The sequence below is a fragment of the Mycobacterium zoologicum genome (genome assembly GCF_020181635.2).
Classification (GTDB): domain Bacteria; phylum Actinomycetota; class Actinomycetes; order Mycobacteriales; family Mycobacteriaceae; genus Mycobacterium; species Mycobacterium zoologicum.
In genome coordinates, this window is record NZ_JAYJJS010000010.1 from 25,388 (window position 1) to 43,601 (window position 18,214).

An 18,214-nucleotide genomic window follows, 5' to 3' on the forward strand; every position below is an offset into this window, starting at 1 on the left:
GGCCGCCGTTGGCGCCGATTGGTCGATCCTCTCCCTGGTGGACCACCGAAATCTTAGGGCCGACCCACCCCTACTACGGGGATGACACGCTCGGCGTCAGGACACCAATTCGGCAGTGCGCCACCAGATCAGCGCGACGAACAGGGCCAGCAGCAGCACGCTGGCCGCCACCTGCACCCGGGTCCGGTTCGGCTGCGGCGGATAGACATAGGCGAAGGCGACCACCACCCCGGTGATCAGTCCACCGACGTGACCCTGCCAACTGATGTTCGGAATGGTGAAGGTGAAGACCAGGTTGATGACGATGATCGCGGCCACCCAGCCGATGTCCATCCGCAGCCGGCGGCCGATGACCAGGGTGGCGCCGAACAGGCCGAAGATGGCCCCCGAGGCGCCGGCGGTCGCTGAGGTGACCGGCGCGAGCAGATAGACGGCCACCGAACCACCCAGTGCGCTGAGCAGATACATCGCGCCGAACCGCGCCCGGCCGAGCAGGCCCTCCAGTTGCGGTCCCACCACGTAGAGCGCCCACATGTTGAGCAGCAGGTGCATCGGGCCGTAATGCAGGAAGGCGGAGGTCAGCAGGCGGTAGAGCTGGCCGTGGGCCACCGCCGGCGTCCAGAGCACCAGCTCGGAGTCCAGGTCACGGGAGGACACCTGCGCGACGAAGGCCAGCACGCACAACGCGATCAGCCCGTAGCTGACCACCGGCGCACCCGAGGCCGCCCGAACCCCGCGAACGCGGGGCCGGGTGGTGCGGCGCAGCTGGGCGGCTCCGGCCTGCGCGCAGTCCACGCAGTGCTGGCCGACGGCCGCGCTGCGCATGCAGTCACCGCAGATGTGGCGATCGCATCGGGTGCAGCGCAGCGCGGTGACCCGATCGGGATGCCGGTAGCAGACGGTCATGGGGTACACCCTCTCACTGTCCCGGCGGTAGATTCTGCAGCTGTGGCACCACAGGCACCCCGCAGACCGTTCAATGAGGCCGTCACCCGGTTCTGGAGCTTCGCGGCTCCGGCGTATGACGTCCAGTACCTCCAGCAGCTGGTCTATCGGCCGGCCCAGGACGAGCTGATCGCCGCGCTGCGCGCCCATGCGCCGGCCCGGGTCGCCGACATCGCGTGCGGCACCGGCATCCTGGCCGACCGCATCGAGCGCGAACTGGCGCCCGAGGCGGTTTACGGCGTGGACATGTCGCAGGGCATGCTCGCCCAGGCCCGGGAGCGTTCCTCGCGGGTGCAGTGGCTGACCGGGCCGGCCGAGCAGCTGCCGTTCGCCGACGGCGCGCTCGACGCGCTGGTCACCAGCTCGGCGTTTCACTTCTTCAACCAGCCGGCGGCGGTGCGGGAGTTCCACCGGGTGCTGGCGCCGGGCGGCATGGCGGCGGTCACCGCGATGAGTCCGCGGCTGCCCGACCCGCTGCACCGGCTGTCGGGCCTGCGGTGGAACCCGGCGAAGCAGCCCACCCCCAGCGAGATGCGCACGCTGTTCACCGACGCCGGGTTCACCGTGGCCGACCAGCATCGGGTGGCGCGCCCCGCGTGGACGCTGATCGTGTCCGACCTGATCACGGTGGGCGTCAAGCCCTAGCAGGTACCTTCGTCAGGTATGAGACCGATGAAGCAGGCCGGGGCGGTGGCTGTCGCGCTGACGGCCTGGTTCGCCGGTGCCGGGACCGCCGCCGCTGACCCGACCCCTGCTCCCCCGCCCGCGCCCAAGCAGGTGATCGACGCCGACGGCACGTTCACGGTCGGGAAGGACATCGTGCCCGGCACCTACCGCTCCGACGGGCCGCGGGACGGCAACGCCTGCTACTGGCGGCGGATCAGCGGCGGTAAGACCGTCGACAGCGCCATGACCAAGCAGCCGCAGGTGGTGCTGATCGAGCCGGGCGACACCGCGTTCCGCACCGACCGGTGCCAGACCTGGCAGCTGACCGAGTGCCCGCCCACCTGCGCGCCGGTGCCGCAGCAGTCGGTGAACCTGCCGGATGTGCTGAAGGGCTTTGTGCCAACACCCCGGCCGCCGGCTCCCGCTCCCGCTCCCGGCGGTTGACGCTAGCCGGCGGTCCCGAACAGATCCCCCAGGGTGCTGCTGATCGATGAAGCGGTCTCCTGCAGCACCATGTACTCGATTCCCAACGCCAGCGTCATCAGGCCGGTGTCCGCCGCCAGCGGCAGACCGAAGGCGTCCAGCGGGTTCGACGCGATGTTGTCGGCGAACAGCGTGGCGTCATAAGCCGGCAGGTTGAACGTCAGCGCGGTGCCGATGTCGGCAGTCGGCAGCAGCACCGAATACGCCTGGGAGAACGCCGAAGTCAGCCCGTTGACGATGTCGGTGAACGACGGCGTGCTGCCGGACAGCAGGTCACCTATCGACGACGATGCGGTGGTCGTCGTGGGGTGCTCCAGGTCGTTGAGGAAGGCGCTCCAGCCCTCCTGCAATGCCGGGCCCATGTTGTTCATGGCGGTCGCCAGCTGCGCGCTGGACGGGAACAGTCCGAAGGTGGTGGGCACGTTGGCCTGCCCGACGTCCCAGCCGTTGTTGTCGGGGTTGTCGTAGCCCAGGTTGACGATCTGGGTCAGTACCGGATTCAGCAGGTCGACCACCGGCTTGCCGAGCAGGCCCTCGAAGGGCCGCAGCAGCGGCAGCACCTGGTCGTCGGCCATCGGGACCATGTAGTAGGTGGTGTTGCCGTCGTAGCCGGCGGTGGTGGGCAGCAGGATCGCGTTGTTGATCTGGTCGGGGGTCAGGTCCCGGTAGGTCGGGTGGACGTACTCGATGCCCAGGAAGGCGTTGAGGTCGGCCAGGAAGTTCAGGGTGTACTTCGGGAAGTCGGCGAAGCCGTCGTACTCCTGGGTGTAGATGGTGGTGTCGTAGATGGTGTCCGGCGGGGTGGCGCCGCTGAACGTGATGCCCAGGCTGGGCAGGCTCAGCCCGTCGAAGCGCTCCAGCAGGCCGCCGTCGGGGTTGCTGGGGTCACCGACGAGGACGAACTTGACCGCGTCGGCGGCCACCCCGTCCTTCTCCAGGTTGGGCATCACCATCCCGGAGATGGTCGAACTCTGCGATTCGCCGAAGACCGCGACGGTGTTGCCCGCGGCGACCTGATTCTCGATGTCGCTGGTCAGGATCGTGGTGCCCTGGGCGAACGACTGGTCGAACGGCAGGCTCTTGACGCCGGTGTAGATCGGCGATCCGCCCTCGGGGGTGAAGACACCCTGTGAGACCGCACCGGGCAGGATCCGCTGGATGTAGGCATTGGCACCGTCGATGTAGTCCTGCGACGGGATCGGTGTGCCGGTGCCGCCGACGACCAGGCCCACGTCTTGACCCGCGGCCAGCGCGACGGCGCGGAACTGCGGTGATGCCGCCGCGGGTGCGGCCGGCACGGCGGCGAGCAGGCCGGCGCCCACCAGGGTGACGCCGGAGGTGGCACAGAGTCGGAGTGCAGTGCGAGAGTCCACTCCTGAACCCTACGAGCAATAAAGCTGAGCGTTCAATGAAAATCAGCTGGATGTTACCGGCCGGTCCAGCAGCAGGGTGGCGGCGTCGACCAGCGTCTGGATCACTTCGTCGGTGCTGAAATCGCTCAGCCACAGGTTGGGTGCGTCGGTGCGGTGCAGCATCGCCACGCCGTGCAGCGCCACCGAGAGCGCGGCCGCGATCCGCTCCGACCCGGACGTCTTGCCGCTGCAGGCCAGCAGCGCCCGGGTGACGGTGTCGAGGGCCTGACGGGCGGCCGGCGGCGCCTGGCCGTCCTGGGTCATCAGCGCATAGCGCAGCGGGTGGCGCTGGGCGAACGACACATACACCCGGCAGCCGATCAGCAGCCGCTCGCGAGGGTCGGTGGCCGACTGGACCTGGTCGGCGATCTCTTCGGACACCTGAAGCCAGCTGGCCTCCGCGACGGCTTCGAGCACCCGGTCCCGGTCCTCGAAATGGCCGTAGACCGACGGCGCGGCGATGCCGGCCTCCCGGGCGATGCTGCGCAGCGACACCTCGCCCTCGCTGCCGGCGGCGTCGATGACGCGGGTGGCCGCCGCGAGGATCTCGTCGCGCAGCAGCGCGCCGTGGCCGCGCAGATTGCGCTGACGGGGGGTACCGGACACATCGACATCCTAACGATTGTTAGTTGATTGCATCTGCGTGCTGCGCAACACCTCGGCAACGAGTGTGAGCTGGCACAATCTAACTTTACATGCGTTTCCTTATGGCCGTAAGGTCAACGGTCATGAGCGCAATGCGAAAGCTGCGGGGGCCGCTGGAACGGCTGTGGATCGTGCTGGTGATCGTCCCGGTCGTCGCGGTAGGAACCCTGGTGATCTACCGGTTCCACGGCGTCTTCGGCGCCCAGGGCGCCGCCGCCTCGGGAAACGACGGCGGCCAGATCATCTCGACCGTGCCCAAGTACGTCACCTATGAGGTCTACGGCCCCGAAGGCACCTCGGGCATGGTCAGCTACGTCGACGAGCGGGCCCAGTCCCAGGAGACGACGTTCGCCTCGCTGCCCTGGTCGCTGACCATGACCACCACCGCGCCCAGCGTGTTCGCCAACGTGATGGCCCAGGGCGACAGCTCCGAGCTGGGCTGCCGGATCACGGTCAACGGCGAGCTGCGCGACCAGCAGCGCGCCGACGGGCACGCGGCCGCGACGTTCTGCGTGGTGAAAGCGGCATGAGCGGCCACCGTGGTTCGGCCACCGAGCCCCGCTACCCGCGGGTGATCCGGGCGCTGTCCATCCCGATCATCCTGTTCTGGCTGGCCGCCACCGCGGCCACCAATCTGCTGGTGCCGCAGCTGGAGATCGTCGGCGCCCACAACGCCGTCTCGCTGTCGCCGCAGGACGCGCCGTCGGTGATGGCCATGAAGCACATCGGCGAGAAGTTCGGCGAGTTCAGCTCCGACAGCGTGTTGATGATCGTGCTGGAGAGCGACAAAGAGCTTCAAGACGACGCCCACCGCTACTACGACCGGCTGGTGGCAAGCCTGCAGGCCGACACCGCCCACGTCGAACACGTGCAGGACTTCTGGGGCGACCGGGTCACCTCGGCGGGATCGCAGAGCGAGGACGGCCGGGCCGCCTACGTGCAGGTCCATCTGGCGGGAAACCAGGGTTCGGCCCAGGGCGTGGAATCGGTCGACGCGGTGCGCGAGATCGTGGAGCACTCCGATCCGCCGGCCGGCCTGCGGTCGTATGTGACCGGTCAGGCGGCCCTGGTCGCCGACACCAACGAGGCCGGCGACGCCTCCATGGTGAAGATGACCGGGATCACCCTGGTCGTCATCGCGGTGATGCTGCTGGTGGTGTACCGGTCTTTTCCCACCACCTTGATCGGGCTGCTGGTGGTGGTCACCGAGATGAGCATGGCCCGCGGGCTGATCGCGGTGCTGGCCGACTTCCACGTCTTCGCGATCTCCACCTTCGTGGTCAGCATCCTGACCGCGCTGGCGATCGCGGCGGGAACCGACTACTGGATCTTCCTGATCGGCCGCTATCACGAGGCCCGCAACGCCGGCGAAGATCCCCGATCCGCCCAGCGCACCACGCTGGCCAGCGTCAGCCACGTGATCCTGGGCTCCGGGCTGACCATCGCCGGGGCCATGCTGTGCCTGCACTTCACCCGGCTGAACTACTTCAACACGCTGGCGGTGCCGTGCGCGCTGGGCATGTTCACCATCTTGGCGATGGGGCTGACGTTCGCGCCGGCGGTGCTCGCTCTGGGCAGCCGGTTCGGGCTGCTCGACCCCAAGCAGGCGACCAGCGCCGGCGGCTGGCGCAGAGTGGGTACCGCCGTGGTGCGCTGGCCGCTGCCGATCCTGGCCGCCGCCACCGCCGTTGCCGCCGTGGGTGTTCTGGTGCTGCCGGGCTATAAGACCAGCTACGACAATCGGCACTACATTCCCGCCGATGTGCCGTCCAACATCGGCTACGCCGCCGCCGAGAAGCATTTCAGCTCCGCGCGGATGAACCCCGACATGCTGATGGTCGAAACCGATCACGACATGCGCAACTCGCGCGACATGCTGGTGCTCGATCGCATCGCCCGCAACATCTTCCGTGTTCCCGGCGTCGAGCGGGTGCAGTCCATCACCCGGCCGCTGGGCCCACCGCTCGAGCACGGATCGGTGCCGTTCCAGATCAGCGCGCAGGGCGTGACGATGCGAGAGAATCTGCAGTTCCTGCGCGCCCGCCTGGACGACACCGCGACCATGGCCGACCAGCTGACCTCGATGGTCGCGGTGATGGACCGGCTGCACGACCTGACGGTGCAGCTGTCCGACGCCACCCACGGCACCGATGAGGCCACCCACGACATGGCGGGCACCATGGAAGAGGTTCGGGACCGGATCGCCGACTTCGACGACGAGGTCCGGCCGCTGCGGAACTACTTCTATTGGGAGCCGCACTGTTTCAACATCGGCGTGTGCAACGCGTTCCGGTCGATGTTCGACGCCACCGACGGCTTCGACAAGCTGGCCGAAAACACCGCGTCGCTGGCCGATCAGCTGGACCGGGTCGATGCGATCACGCCGGAGATCGCTGCTCAGATCCCGCCGATGATGGCCATCGCCACCAACATGCGCGACCTGATGCTGACCATGCACAGCAGCTTCAGCCAGGTGGTCACCCAGCTGGAGCAGATGACCGACACCGCCGCGGTGATGGGCCAGGTCTTCGACGACGCCCGCAACGACGACATGTTCTACCTGCCGCCGGAAGCCTTTGACAGCCCGGACTTTCAGCGCGGCATGGAGCTGATGATGTCGCCGGACGGCCAGGCCGCACGCATCCTGATCACCCACGACACCGACCCGGCGACCGTCGAGGGCATCGCGACCGTCGGCGCCGAACTGCAGGCCGCCAAGGAGGCCGTCAAGGGCACCCCGCTGGCCAAGGCGAAGTTCTACCTGGGCGGCACCGCCGCCACCTACGCCGACATCGCGACCGGCGCGCACTACGACCTGCTGATCGCGGCGATCGCCGCCATCATCCTGATCTTCGTGGTGATGCTGCTGATCACCCGGGCGCTGGTCGCCTCGATCGTGATCGTCGGGACCGTGGTGCTCTCGCTGGCGTCGTCGTTCGGGCTGTCGGTGCTGTTGTGGCAGTACGTGTTCGGTATCGAGTTGCAGTGGCTGGTGATCGCGATGAGTGTGATCGTGCTGCTGGCGGTGGGCTCGGACTACAACCTGCTGGTGGTCTCCCGGATGAAGGAGGAGATCGGGGCCGGCCTCAAGACCGGGCTGATCCGCGCCATGGGCGCCACCGGCAAGGTGGTGACGGCGGCCGGAATGGTGTTCGCGTTCACGATGATCGCGATGATCGCCAGCGACCTGCGCTCGGTCGGCCAGATCGGCACCACGATCGGGCTGGGCCTGCTGTTCGACACGTTCATCGTGCGCAGCCTGATCACCCCGTCGATCGCTGCGCTGCTGGGACGGTGGTTCTGGTGGCCGATCAACGTGCACCGCCGGCCCGCCCCGGTGCCCGCCGAGGCTCCCGCCGTCGTCGCAGACACGCCGACCCAGGTGTTGCCGGCACCCGTCCCGGCCGGCTAGCGATCTTACTGTTACGCCAAGGCGCTCTTAATTTTCTTAATTTGCCTGTATCGTCGGTCCCTGGCGTCACGGAAGGGGACTGCGGTGGGCGAATCGACAACGTCGGCGGTTGTGCTGGGAGCCGGCATGGCTGGGCTGCTGGCGGCCTCGCAGAACACCACCCACCGCCGGCTGGCCGAAAAGCCGATGGGCACACTGTTCGACAGACACTCAGGAGACACCCATGCTTGACGTGACCTACCGCAACGCACGCGCCCGGATCGCCGCGCTGGCCGCCGGGCTCACCGACACCCAGCTCGCCACCCCGGTTCCCGCCACACCCAGCTGGACGGTGCATGAGCTGCTGGCGCATCTGGCCGGCGGTGCCGCCGACGCCGCGGCGAACCGGCTCGACGGCGCTCCCGGCGCGTCCTGGACCGCTCGGCACGTCGCCGAACGTCGCACCCGCCCGGTCGCCGAGCTGATCGCCGAATGGGAGGCCGACGCCCCGGCCGTGGAGGCCGCCCTGGTGGGCCAGAAGTTCGACGGCCCCAATCTGGCCGCCGACGCCATCTGCCACGAGGCCGACCTGCACGAGGCGCTGGGACTGGCCCGCACCGATCGTGAGCATTGGCAGCCGCTGCTCGACGTGATGGGCAGGCTTCCCGGCCGACGGCTGCGCGACACCGCGACGCTCCTGATCAGCGACGAGCTGGGGCAGCAATGGCGCTGCGGCACAGGCGAAACCGTCATCACGCTGCGTGCCGACGGCTACGAGCTGATGCGTGCGCTGTTCAGCAGGCGCTCGCGGCGCCAGATCGCAGCCTGGGACTGGTCGCCGGAGCCATCCGAGCAGCTGGTCGACGGCTTCGGCGCGTTCGGCCATCGCGACGACGACCAGCCGATCCCGGCCGCCTGACTTTCAGGCCGAGCGGGCGGTGTTGAGGCCGGCGACCAGGCCCGCCTGTGACATGCTCGCCGAATGGTGTGGGACCGGTTGGCGACCGCCGCGACCGGGCGCCGTTGTTGGCTGGTGGCGCTGGTTCCACTGTTGATCGCGATCGCGCTGCTGGCCCTCAGCGGAGTCAACGACGCCGCCACCCGCTCACCGGTGGCGCTGCCGGGAGACTCCGAGTCGGCCCGCGTCGCCGCCCTGCTTTCCGAGTTCGCCGACGGCGACCAGGCGAGTGCGCTGCTGGTGGCCACCCGCAAGGACGGCCTGCCGCTGTCCCCGGATGACCTGGCCGCACTTGCCCAAGCCTGCGACCGGATGGCACAGCTGCCGCAGGTGCTGACCGGCCCGCCGGCACCGATGCTGGTCTCCGCCGACGGCCACGCGGCGTTGGCACCGGTGGTCTTGAGCGCCCAACTGTCGGGTTTCGAGCTCACCGACACGGTCAAGGCGCTGCGCGCTGCGGCCCGCGACGGCCTGCCGGGGCGGTTGGCCACGCACATCACCGGCGGGCCGGCCTTCGGCGCCGACATCGCCGACGCCTTCACCGGCGCCAACGTCACGCTGCTGGTGGTGACCGCGCTGGTGGTGGCACTGCTGCTGATCGTCACCTATCGTTCCCCGGTGCTGTGGCTGGCGCCGCTGATCGTGATCGCGTTCGCCGATCGGGTCGCCACCGTGGTGGGCGCCGACGTCGCTCGGGTCGCGGGGGTGACGTTCGACGGCTCCACCTCCGGGATCACCAGCGTCCTGGTGTTCGGCGCCGGCACCAACTACGCGCTGCTGTTGATCTCGCGCTACCGCGAGGAGCTGCGTGCCGAGCCCGAGCATCGGATCGCGTTGCGCAGCGCGGTGACCGCCGCCGGCCCGGCGATCCTGGCCAGCAACGCCACCGTGGTGCTGGCCCTGCTGACCCTGATCCTGGCGGCCACGCCGAGCACCCGCAGCCTCGGCCTGTGCGCGGGTTGCGGTCTGGTGGTGGCCGCGGTGTTCGTGCTGCTGGTGCTGCCTCCGCTGCTGGCGTGGTGTGGACGAAAGGTGTTCTGGCCGTTCATTCCCCGGACCGGTAGCGGCTCGATCGACACGACCGGGCCGTGGCACCGGGTCGCCGACGCGGTCTGTCGCCGTCCCGCCGTGGTGTGCATCGCGGCGCTGGCGGTGCTGGCGGTCTCGGCGGCCGGGCTGGCGGGCACCGGCATCGGGCTGTCGCAGACCGAGCAGTTCCGGCTACGGGCGGATTCGGTGAGCGGATTCGAAGCCCTGGCACAGCATTTCCCGGGCGGCGCGGCCGGACCGACGGTCGTCGTCGGCCCCACCGGCAGCGCGCCCGCGATCGGACAGAGCATCGCCGCGGTTCCCGGCGTGGTCGCGGCCGTCCCGGCCGGGCAGTCCGCCACAGGACTCACCAAGTGGTCGGTGGTGCTCGACGCAGCGCCGGCGACCGATCAGGCGTTCACCATCGTTGCCGCGCTGCGGGATTCGACCGGAGCATTGGTGGGCGGCGCAGACGCCCAGGCCCTCGACGTCCGCGACGGCGCGGTGCGTGATCGCCGGGTGCTGATCCCGCTGATCCTGCTGGTGGTGCTCGCGGTGCTGTTCGTGCTGCTGCGGGCTGCCGTGGCGCCGCCGGTCCTGGTGGCCGCCACCGTGCTCAGCGCGCTCGCCGCCTTGGGCCTGGGAAGCTGGGTGAGCCTGCACGCCTTCGGGTTTCCCGCGCTGGACAACGGCACTCCGCTGTTGGCGTTCCTGTTCCTGGTCGCCCTGGGCGTGGACTACACGATATTTCTGGTGACCCGCGCCCGCGAGGAGACCCCAGCCCACGGCACCCGCGCCGGCATGGTGCGGGCGGTGTCGGCCACCGGCGGGGTGATCACCAGCGCCGGAGTCGTGTTGGCGGCGGTGTTCTGCGTCCTCGGGGTGCTGCCGCTGATCGTACTGACCCAGCTGGGCATCATCGTGGGCTTGGGAATCCTGTTGGACACCTTCGTCGTTCGCACCCTGGTGATTCCGGCACTGTTCGCGCTGATCGGCGATCGGGTCTGGTGGCCCAGCATCCCGCGCTGAGTTCTTACAGCGCAGCCCAGATCGACTTGGTCTTGAAGTAGCCGTCGATGCCCTCGTAGCCGAACTCCTTGCCGACGCCGGACTGCTTGTAGCCGCCGAACGGCACGTTGTGGTCGAAGGTCAGCTGGCAGTTGAGTCCCACCATGCCGGCCTGCAGCCGCTTGCCCAGGTTGTGGGCGCGGGCCAGGTTGGAAGTCCAGGCGGTGGCGGCCAGGCCGTAGCTGGTGTCGTTGGCCATCGCGATGGCTTCGTCGTCGTCGTCGAACGGCAGGATCGTGACGACCGGGCCGAAGATCTCCTCTTTGTACAGCCGGCTGGTGGCCGGGTCGACGCCGGTGACCACGGTGGGCTTGACGAAGTAACCCTTGCGGTCGAGCCGGTAGCCGCCGCTGACGATCTCGACGCCGTCGGACTTGCCCTGCTCGATGTAGCCCAGCACCCGGTCGAGTTGCTTGGCGCTGACCAGCGGACTGATCATGGCGCCCTCATCCTTGGGCCCGCCGAGCACCAGGTTCTCCCCGATCATCGAGATGCCCGCGACCACCCGCTCGTACACACTGCGCTGCACGAAAACCCTTGAGCCGCAGACGCATCCCTGACCGGAGTGCACGAAGATGCCCATCGAGGCCATCATGATCGCCATGTCCAGGTCGGCGTCTTCGTAGATCAGCACCGGTGACTTGCCGCCGAGCTCCAGGGTGACCTTTTTCAGGTTGTCCGCCGAGTCGCGCATGATCTGCTTGCCGACCTCGGTGGAGCCGGTGAAGGCGACCTTCTCCACGTCGGGGTGCGCGGTGATCGCCGCGCCGGCGGTGGCGCCGTAACCGATCACGAAGTTGGCGACGCCGTCGGGAACCCCGGCTTGGGCGATCAGCCGCTCCAGTAGCACCGCTGAGAGCGGGGTCTCCTCGGCGGGCTTGACGACGCTGCTGCATCCGGCGGCCAATGCCGGGGCGATCTTGGCGCAGGCGTTGAACAGCGGGCCGTTCCACGGGTAGATCAGGCCGACGACGCCGTAGGGCTCCTTCTGGGTGTAGGCGTGGAAATTCGCGTGGGTGCTGTTGACGCCGCCCTCCATCTGCACCTGGTAGCTCGATCCGGTGATCTTGGTGCACCAGCCGGCGTAGTAGCGGAAGAACTCCGCGCAGGTGGACACGATCATTTCGGCCTGCGCCGGCGGCATGCCGGCGTCCAGGGATTCCAGCTCGGCGAACTCCGCGGCGTGCTCGTCGATCAGGTCACCGAGGCGCCACAGCGCCTTGGCGCGCTTGCGACCCGGCAGGTCGGTCCACACACCCGACTCGTAAGCCGCCTTCGCGGCGGCGACGGCCGCGTCGACGGCGTCGGACCCGGCGTCGCGGAACTCGGTGATCTGCTCCTCGGTGGCCGGGTCGATGACCGGGATCACCTCGCCCGTGCCGGGGCGCTTGGCCAGATCGTCGATTACCGACTGCACTGTCATGAACGAGTCCTTCTGGTCGCGGAGGCAGGATGCTGTGCACCTGCTTAGCACCCCGAGTGCGGGGAGGTCAACAGTTGGACCATCGACATGACACTCTAATCATGAACTGTAAAGTCGTGAAATATGCAGGCGCTGGTCAGACCGGTTCGTGTTCACAGCGGGAAATGGGGTAACTCACCACGATGACAGCCGCATCCGGCCGCCGACGCCATCGTGTCCCGGCCCTGAACCTGGCTGCCGAGCTGGGTCGCGGCGTCGGCCGGGTGGCCCTGGGCACGGTCGGTGGAAAGCTGCCGCGGCGCGTTTCCGATCTGACCGCGGCTCAGCTGTCCCGGATCCTCGGGCGCCGCGTGGATCGGGTGCGTGTCGTCGACGGCGATGCCGGTACGTCCTCACGAGCCCGACTGGCGCTCGACTGCGACGGCGTGCCCGCCACGGTATTCGTCAAGATGCCCGCCCAAACATTCGCGCTGCGGTTCGTCACCGAGCTGGGCCGGCTGGCCGAGACCGAGACCCGGTGACACCGTCGCCGCGCTGCAGGCGGCACTGTAAAGAAAGGCACGACGTTGGGCATCGTCACCACCAGTTCGGAGACCGCGTTCAGCCATCCCCCGGAGACGATCTATGACTTCGTCACCGATCCGGCCAACTGGACCAAGACCTATCCGGGCAGCGCTCACATCGAAAACCTGCCCAGCCGAATGCCTTTAGAGGTCGGCGACACCTGGACCGAGGCCGGCCCGGACGGCGGCCGCATCTTCACCTGGCAGCTCGCCATCGCGACGCGCCCGACGCTGTGGATGTTCAGTTCGGTGGGCCGGCTCGGCCACGACCGCGACGGCAACGGCGGGATGGAAGGACGCATCACCGTGCAGTACCGATTCACCCGACCCGCCGACGGAGTCACGCTGTTCACCCGCACCATGACCGTGGAGGCCTACCGGCACGCGCCCCTGCCGGACGGATTCTTCCGGGCGGTCAACCCCGCCAAGATCGACGAGTACCACGCCGCCATCGCCCGGGAGTTGGCGATGGACCGCTAACGAACCGACGCCTCGCGACGCACCCGGTGATCAGCGGATGGATATCGACCGGCACCTCTGATTCCGCCGCCGCCGGACCCTAGCCGTGGGCCGCGGTGGCGAAGCGTTTGTCGGTGTAGCGCCGCAGGTTGGACAGGAAGCGGCGGAACGCCAGGTTCATCAGCGGGGCACTGACCGGGGAGAAGAACTTGGCCGGGCCGGTCAGCCGGTTGGCCAGCGTCCAGGTGAGCCGGCAGCCCTGCGCGGTGGGTTCGATGCGGTAATCCTCGACGAACACCGCCAGCGCCGAGGTCGAGCTCGCATTGAAGCGAAACGCCATGTGCCGACCGGGTTCCCAGGCCAGGAACTCCTCTTCGCCGACGATGCCGCCGCGCATGTCGACGACACGGGTGGTACCGACGCCATGCGGCTCGGGGCTGGTCCATCTCACATGGGTGATGACAGACGCCCAGTGTGGCCAGGCTTCGGCATCGGCGAGCACCTGCCACACCTGCTCGGGTGTCACGGCCAGTTCGACACTGTTGCTGAACCGCTGCGGCGCGTGCTCGATGAAGTCGAGATCGACTTCATCGCAGGGATACATCGAAGACAACAGTCAGGCTCCTTATCTGGTGTTCAACGCGCTCCGCGCACCAGACGCCCCGGACGGGCGCCGGTGTCGGCGCCGTGGCGCCGGGTGACAACTCCGCTGACGATCGTGGCGTCATACCCGCTCGCGCCCTGCAGCAGGCGACGTCCACCGGCCGGCAGGTCGTAGGCCATCCGAGCCGGGTGCAGCCTCAACGCGTCCATATCGATGACATTGAGGTCGGCCTTCTTGCCGACCTCGATCACGCCGCGGTCGGTCAGACCGAACAGCGCGGCGGTGTCCCGGCACTGCTTGCGCACCACGTATTCCAGCGACAGCTTCTGGCCGCGATGCCGATCGCGCGCCCAGTGGGTGAGCAGGTAGGTGGGATAGGAAGCGTCGCAGATCATTCCGCAGTGTGCGCCGCCATCGGACAGGCCCAGCACGCCGGCGGGGTGGGTGAGCATTTCGCGGATCGCGTCGTGGTTGCCGTCGGCGTAATTGAAGAACGGCAGCATCAGCATCGCGCCGGCATCGGAGGCCAGCATCAGGTCATACAGCGTCGCCAGCGGATCCTCGCCGCGCGCCGCGGCGATCGCCGCCACCGAGCGATCCGGCGTCGGCTCGTAGTCCGGCGGATCCCCCAGGTCGTAGATGCGGTGCAGCGAGTGCTGCACCAGGGCGAACATCGCGTCGAACTGCACGGCGGGGTCGGGCGGCAGATCGTCTTCGGACAGGATCGCCGCCTTGACCACCGGATCGGCGAGCCGCTGCGCCAGCTCCTCACGGCTGCACTGCTCCTTGAGCCGCCGGTAGGTCGGCCGGTGGGTGAAGGCGTGATGGCCGGGGAAGCCGAGCAGCATGCCGAACGGCCGGGCGGCGATCTGCGGGTACAGCGCGCTGCCGGCCTGATGCGCAGCCGCGGAGATGTCGAGCTGCTCACGCCACAGGTTCGGGTCGGCGTCGACCTGGATCAGCGCGAACGAGATCGGCCGGTCGATCTCGGCGCCGAGGCGCTGCATCCACTCGAGCTCCTTCTTCGGCGCCACGATGTCCTCACCGGCGGTACCCTGCGGGGCCAGCTCGAAGACCGCCTGACCGCCCGCTGCCATGGCCCGGCCCAGCCCGAACAACTCGTCTTCGGCGGCGAAGGTGCCCGGTACCGGCTCGCCGTCCATCGCCCGGTGCGCCAGGGTGCGCGACGTCGAGAAGCCCAGCGCCCCAGCCTCGATCGCCTCTTGCACCAGGGCGCTCATCGCGGCGATGTCGTCCGGGGTGGCCGGCTCGTTGCGGGCGCCCCGATCGCCCATGGCGTAGGCACGAATCGCACCGTGCGCGACCTGACTGCCGACGTCGACGGCGAGGCGCTGGCCGTCGACGGCGTCGAGGTATTCGGGGTAGCTCTCCCAGCCCCAGGTGATGCCCTCGGTCAGCGCGGTGCCGGGGATGTCTTCGACGCCCTCCATCAGTTTGATCAGCCACTCTTCGCGGCCCGGCCGTACCGGGGCGAACCCCACCCCGCAGTTGCCGGTGACCACCGTCGTCACGCCGTGGCCGCTGGAGGGCTCCAGCAGGCTGTCCCAACTGACCTGGCCGTCGTAGTGGGTGTGGATGTCGACGAACCCCGGTGCCACGATGCGTCCGGTGGCGTCGATGGTCTCACGGGCCTCGCCGGTCAAGCCCGGATCGTCGGCTCCACTGCGGCGTTGGACCGCCACGACCTTGCCGTCGCGGACACCCACGTCGGCCAGGAAGCGATCGGATCCGGATCCGTCGACGACGGTGCCACCGGTGATCGTGAGGTCATACACGGCAGTCTCCTTGTGTTCGCGGGACTCGGCGCACGGAACTATTGATCAATTTGTACACATCTCGATAATGTGTGCAAGTGCCCGGCGACAACGGATCGAGAACACCACCGCCGCCGCTGCTCGCCGCCGCCACCGAAACCCTGCGCCGGCTCGGCCCGCGGCGCTTCAGCCTCACCGCCGTCGCCGAGGAGGCAGGGGTGTCCCGCGGCACGGTGCACAACGTCTTCGGGACCCGCGACGACGCCATCGCCGCGACGCTCGGCCATTTGTCCGCGGCATTCATCGACACCATGGCCGCCGAGGTGAACGAGCAGGCCAGCCTCGCCGAGCAGGTCGCCGCCGCCGCGGTGCTGATCTCGGCGCATCGCCGACGCTCAGCCGCCGAACCGCGGGCGATCAATCAGAGCGTGCTGGTGCTGCTGCTCGAACACGGCGGCGAGGAGCTGATGCGCCGCTCCGTGCAGCTGTGGACGCCGATGGTGCGCGCCGCGCAACACCGCGGCGAGGTCGACGCCACGCTCGATGCGGGCCGCGCCGGCGAATGGATCGTGCGGATGCTGTTCAGTTTCGAGCTGCTCCCACCCATGCGGGTCAACCTCGACAGCCCGCGCGCGGTCCGAAATTTCGTCTGCGATCACATCGTCGCCGGCCTGAGAGGAGACGACCGTGGCTGAACCCTGCATGCGCGTTCGACCGATCCGGGCGCTATCTTGTTGCTGCTCACTCACGGCTGGCCGGGTTCGATCGTCGAGTTCCTCGACGTGCTTCCGCTGCTGCGCAGCCGGTTCCCCATTGTCGTCGCCTCGATGCCCGGCTACGGGTTCTCCGGGCCCACCCGCCGGCGCGGTGTCGACGTCGCAGCTGTGGCGGCCGCCGTCGACGACGTGATGGGTCAGTTGGGCTATGACCGTTACGTCGCGCAGGGCGGCGATTGGGGCGCGCTGGTCACCCGCGAACTTGGTGAGCATTACGCCAGCCGTGCCGCTGCGATCCACTCCAACATGCTCTTCGCGCCGCCCGACCCGGACAACGCCGAACTGCTGGGCGCCGTGACAGAGGATGAGCAGTCCGCCATCGTCGCCGCGGCGCAGCGCACCGCCGACGGCATGGCCTACCTGAAACAGCAAGCGACGCGCCCCCATTCGCTGGGTTTCGGCCTCGACGACTCTCCGGTGGGCCTGGCCGGCTGGATTCTGGAGAAGTTTCACGCCTGGTGTGACATCCGCGACGGGATGCCGATCAGCACCGACCGGCTGATCGACAACCTGATGCTGTACTGGCTGCCGGTGACGGCGACGTCGGCGGCCCGGCTGTACTGCGAATCCTCCCGCTCCGAAACCGGCCCGTTGAGTACCTGGACCGGCCGGGTCAACGTGCCGACCGGTTACGCGGTCTACCCGTACGAGATGCTGCAGACCCCGCGAGCCTGGGCGGCCCATCGCTACAACCTGGTCCACTACAGCGTCGCGGACCGCGGCGGGCACTTCGCCGCCTTCGAGCAACCCTCGCTGTTCGCCACCGACCTGGCGGCGTTCGCGGATGTGCTCGCCGAACGGCGGGTGTTCTGAGGAGCAATCGGCCGGTCAGCCCAGTGCGATGCCGAGTTCGTCGGCGAACACCCGGACCATGTGCTGAACGCCGATCTCGTTGCGGCCGATCACCATATGGTCATGCTGACCGTGCCGCACGCCCTCACCGCACTGCGGCAGCATGGCGAAGTCCTCGTCGCGCACCGCCGCGTGCACAGCGGCGAAGATCGCATCGTAGCCGGCGCGGGTGTCGTCGTCGGCCGCGGGCGTCCGGGCCAGCCAGCTGTGCCGGACGGTGCACCGGGTCGGGGAGCCGGCGGGCAGGATGTCGATGACCTCCACCCCCACCGAGCTGTTCGCCAGGATGAGGTTCGGGTAGATCCAGTAGATGACCCCCATGTTGTCGCGGACGTCCCAGGACGCTTCGGAGTCGCTCTGCAGGTTGGTGATCCAGTTGAACGGAAAGCCCATCCGGTGGTGTCTGCCGAAGCGGTCGTGGATCGAGGTGTTCGCCAGCGCGTTCTGACCGATCAGGCTTTCGCCGTGCACGAACGGGAAGTGGTAACTCTCGGCGAACGCCTCCAAAGCCCCCTTCCAGGACACCTCGGATTCGAACTCGCGATAGTCGTGGTAGCCAAAGGAGTCGTAGTCCAGCGCGGCCAGATCAGAACCGAGGTCACCGAGGTGCCCATCGACGTCGATGTCGGCGCCGGCGGTCAGCACCGCCCAGATGAAGCCGTGGCGCTCCTGGTTGGGCAACTCGATGAGCCCGTAGTCGCGCTTGTCCATACCGGCGAAACCGGTGCTACCCGGCACGGTCAGCAGCGTCCCATCATTGCGGTAGGTCCAGGCGTGGTACGGGCAGGTGAACCGCACCGCACTGCCTGCACCGCAGGCCGGCTTGGCGCCGCGGTGGCGGCAGTAGTTGAGGAAGACATGACTGCGGCCGTTCTTGTCGCGGGTGACCAGCAGCGAATCTCCCAGTACGGAGCGAACCACGTAGTCGTTCGGGTTCGGAACCTGCGCACTGGGCAGGACGGCCAGCGGTGTGCGCCGCAGAATCTGGGACTCCTCGATCTCGGTGACCTTTGCGTCCCGGTAGTAGTGCAACGGCACCCGCAGCACCTCGTCGGCCATGTCGGTGGTCTTGTTCAACACCAGCCGCAGCGCTCGCCTGGTCAGTTCGGTGTCCCGTACGCCGATCACCCGATCACTCCCCTCGCGAAGTAAGTCGGAGTGACCA

17 protein-coding genes and 1 pseudogene are annotated in these 18,214 nt (G+C 68.4%); 11 read left to right on the forward strand and 7 right to left on the reverse strand.

Translation table 11 applies throughout. The features are described 5' to 3' along the window. Positions 1–96: 96 nt before the first annotated feature. Positions 97–906, reverse strand: a complete 810-nt coding sequence (locus K6T84_RS10305) for a rhomboid family intramembrane serine protease (protein WP_225400968.1) — start codon at positions 904–906, stop codon at positions 97–99. Between K6T84_RS10305 and K6T84_RS10310 the strand changes: the two genes are divergently transcribed. Then, positions 886–1,590 carry a class I SAM-dependent methyltransferase gene (locus tag K6T84_RS10310; RefSeq protein ID WP_408066088.1) on the forward strand — a complete coding sequence of 235 codons (705 nt, stop codon included), beginning with the start codon at positions 886–888 and terminating at the stop codon, positions 1,588–1,590. The two genes, K6T84_RS10305 and K6T84_RS10310, sit on opposite strands and share 21 nt — an antisense overlap. Positions 1,591–1,608: 18 nt before the next feature. Continuing rightward, positions 1,609–2,055, forward strand: a complete 447-nt coding sequence (locus K6T84_RS10315; protein WP_225400970.1) for an Rv1352/Rv1906c domain-containing protein — start codon at positions 1,609–1,611, stop codon at positions 2,053–2,055. A 2-nt stretch (positions 2,056–2,057) separates the two neighbouring features. On the opposite strand, the gene K6T84_RS10320 is transcribed toward K6T84_RS10315, so the two are convergent. Then, positions 2,058–3,467 (reverse strand): PE-PPE domain-containing protein, encoded by a 1,410-nt coding sequence (locus tag K6T84_RS10320; protein ID WP_225400971.1) that lies wholly within the window; start codon positions 3,465–3,467, stop codon positions 2,058–2,060. A 42-nt stretch (positions 3,468–3,509) separates the two neighbouring features. Further along, positions 3,510–4,112 (reverse strand): TetR/AcrR family transcriptional regulator, encoded by a 603-nt coding sequence (locus tag K6T84_RS10325; protein WP_225400972.1) that lies wholly within the window; start codon positions 4,110–4,112, stop codon positions 3,510–3,512. A gap of 122 nt (positions 4,113–4,234) precedes the next feature. On the opposite strand from K6T84_RS10325, the gene K6T84_RS10330 reads away from it, so the two are divergent. From K6T84_RS10330 to K6T84_RS10350, 5 genes are all read left to right on the forward strand, one after another. Continuing rightward, positions 4,235–4,681, forward strand: coding sequence for an MmpS family transport accessory protein (locus tag K6T84_RS10330; RefSeq protein WP_225400973.1), 447 nt, complete (start codon positions 4,235–4,237; stop codon positions 4,679–4,681). Beyond that, positions 4,678–7,563, forward strand: a complete 2,886-nt coding sequence (locus K6T84_RS10335) for an MMPL/RND family transporter (protein WP_225400974.1) — start codon at positions 4,678–4,680, stop codon at positions 7,561–7,563. The genes K6T84_RS10330 and K6T84_RS10335 overlap by 4 nt, the downstream gene beginning before the upstream one ends. An 84-nt stretch (positions 7,564–7,647) precedes the next feature. Beyond that, complete coding sequence (locus K6T84_RS10340) at positions 7,648–7,794, forward strand: hypothetical protein (RefSeq protein WP_225400975.1); 147 nt, start codon at positions 7,648–7,650, stop codon at positions 7,792–7,794. Beyond that, entirely contained in the window at positions 7,787–8,461 is a 675-nt protein-coding gene (locus K6T84_RS10345) for a maleylpyruvate isomerase family mycothiol-dependent enzyme (protein ID WP_225400976.1), read from the forward strand. Before K6T84_RS10340 ends, K6T84_RS10345 begins: the two co-directional genes overlap by 8 nt. Positions 8,462–8,524: 63 nt before the next feature. Continuing rightward, the gene (locus tag K6T84_RS10350; RefSeq protein WP_225400977.1) at positions 8,525–10,558 is read left to right on the forward strand and encodes an MMPL family transporter; all 2,034 of its coding nucleotides are present in this window, start codon (positions 8,525–8,527) and stop codon (positions 10,556–10,558) included. A 4-nt stretch (positions 10,559–10,562) separates the two neighbouring features. Here the strand turns inward: K6T84_RS10350 and K6T84_RS10355 are convergent, their stop codons facing one another. Beyond that, on the reverse strand, positions 10,563–12,020 hold the full coding sequence (locus tag K6T84_RS10355; protein WP_225400978.1) for an aldehyde dehydrogenase family protein: 1,458 nt from the start codon (positions 12,018–12,020) through the stop codon (positions 10,563–10,565). Positions 12,021–12,202: 182 nt separating this feature from the next. On the opposite strand from K6T84_RS10355, the pseudogene K6T84_RS10360 reads away from it, so the two are divergent. Then, a pseudogene (locus K6T84_RS10360) lies at positions 12,203–12,538 on the forward strand (phosphotransferase); the annotation flags it as partial. 48 nt (positions 12,539–12,586) lie between these two features. Beyond that, a complete protein-coding gene (locus tag K6T84_RS10365) occupies positions 12,587–13,063 on the forward strand; it encodes an SRPBCC family protein (protein ID WP_224863911.1) in 477 nt (158 codons plus the stop codon). Positions 13,064–13,142: 79 nt separating this feature from the next. Here the strand turns inward: K6T84_RS10365 and K6T84_RS10370 are convergent, their stop codons facing one another. Continuing rightward, the gene (locus tag K6T84_RS10370; protein WP_225402085.1) at positions 13,143–13,646 is read right to left on the reverse strand and encodes an SRPBCC family protein; all 504 of its coding nucleotides are present in this window, start codon (positions 13,644–13,646) and stop codon (positions 13,143–13,145) included. A 32-nt stretch (positions 13,647–13,678) separates the two neighbouring features. Next, the gene (locus K6T84_RS10375; protein WP_225400979.1) at positions 13,679–15,442 is read right to left on the reverse strand and encodes an N-acyl-D-amino-acid deacylase family protein; all 1,764 of its coding nucleotides are present in this window, start codon (positions 15,440–15,442) and stop codon (positions 13,679–13,681) included. 77 nt (positions 15,443–15,519) lie between these two features. Between K6T84_RS10375 and K6T84_RS10380 the strand changes: the two genes are divergently transcribed. Together K6T84_RS10380 and K6T84_RS10385 are read left to right on the forward strand one after the other, a co-directional pair. Continuing rightward, entirely contained in the window at positions 15,520–16,116 is a 597-nt protein-coding gene (locus K6T84_RS10380) for a TetR/AcrR family transcriptional regulator (RefSeq protein WP_224863909.1), read from the forward strand. A gap of 3 nt (positions 16,117–16,119) precedes the next feature. Further along, entirely contained in the window at positions 16,120–17,010 is an 891-nt protein-coding gene (locus K6T84_RS10385) for an alpha/beta fold hydrolase (protein ID WP_329786677.1), read from the forward strand. Positions 17,011–17,025: 15 nt separating this feature from the next. Here K6T84_RS10385 and K6T84_RS10390 read toward each other — a convergent pair whose 3' ends face one another. Next, positions 17,026–18,177, reverse strand: a complete 1,152-nt coding sequence (locus K6T84_RS10390; protein WP_224863908.1) for an aromatic ring-hydroxylating oxygenase subunit alpha — start codon at positions 18,175–18,177, stop codon at positions 17,026–17,028. Between the last annotated feature and the right edge of the window lie 37 nt (positions 18,178–18,214).

Bases quoted from the DNA above. Each gene is read 5' to 3' on its own strand.
- K6T84_RS10335 (WP_225400974.1), top strand. From the start codon at position 4,678: ATGAGCGGCCACCGTGGTTCGGCCACCGAGCCCCGCTACCCGCGGGTG.
- K6T84_RS10350 (WP_225400977.1), top strand. From the start codon at position 8,525: ATGGTGTGGGACCGGTTGGCGACCGCCGCGACCGGGCGCCGTTGTTGG.
- K6T84_RS10315 (WP_225400970.1), top strand. From the start codon at position 1,609: ATGAGACCGATGAAGCAGGCCGGGGCGGTGGCTGTCGCGCTGACGGCC.
- K6T84_RS10370 (WP_225402085.1), bottom strand. From the start codon at position 13,646: ATGTATCCCTGCGATGAAGTCGATCTCGACTTCATCGAGCACGCGCCG.
- K6T84_RS10345 (WP_225400976.1), top strand. From the start codon at position 7,787: ATGCTTGACGTGACCTACCGCAACGCACGCGCCCGGATCGCCGCGCTG.
- K6T84_RS10310 (WP_408066088.1), top strand. From the start codon at position 886: ATGCCGGTAGCAGACGGTCATGGGGTACACCCTCTCACTGTCCCGGCG.
- K6T84_RS10330 (WP_225400973.1), top strand. From the start codon at position 4,235: ATGAGCGCAATGCGAAAGCTGCGGGGGCCGCTGGAACGGCTGTGGATC.
- K6T84_RS10355 (WP_225400978.1), bottom strand. From the start codon at position 12,020: ATGACAGTGCAGTCGGTAATCGACGATCTGGCCAAGCGCCCCGGCACG.
- K6T84_RS10305 (WP_225400968.1), bottom strand. From the start codon at position 906: ATGACCGTCTGCTACCGGCATCCCGATCGGGTCACCGCGCTGCGCTGC.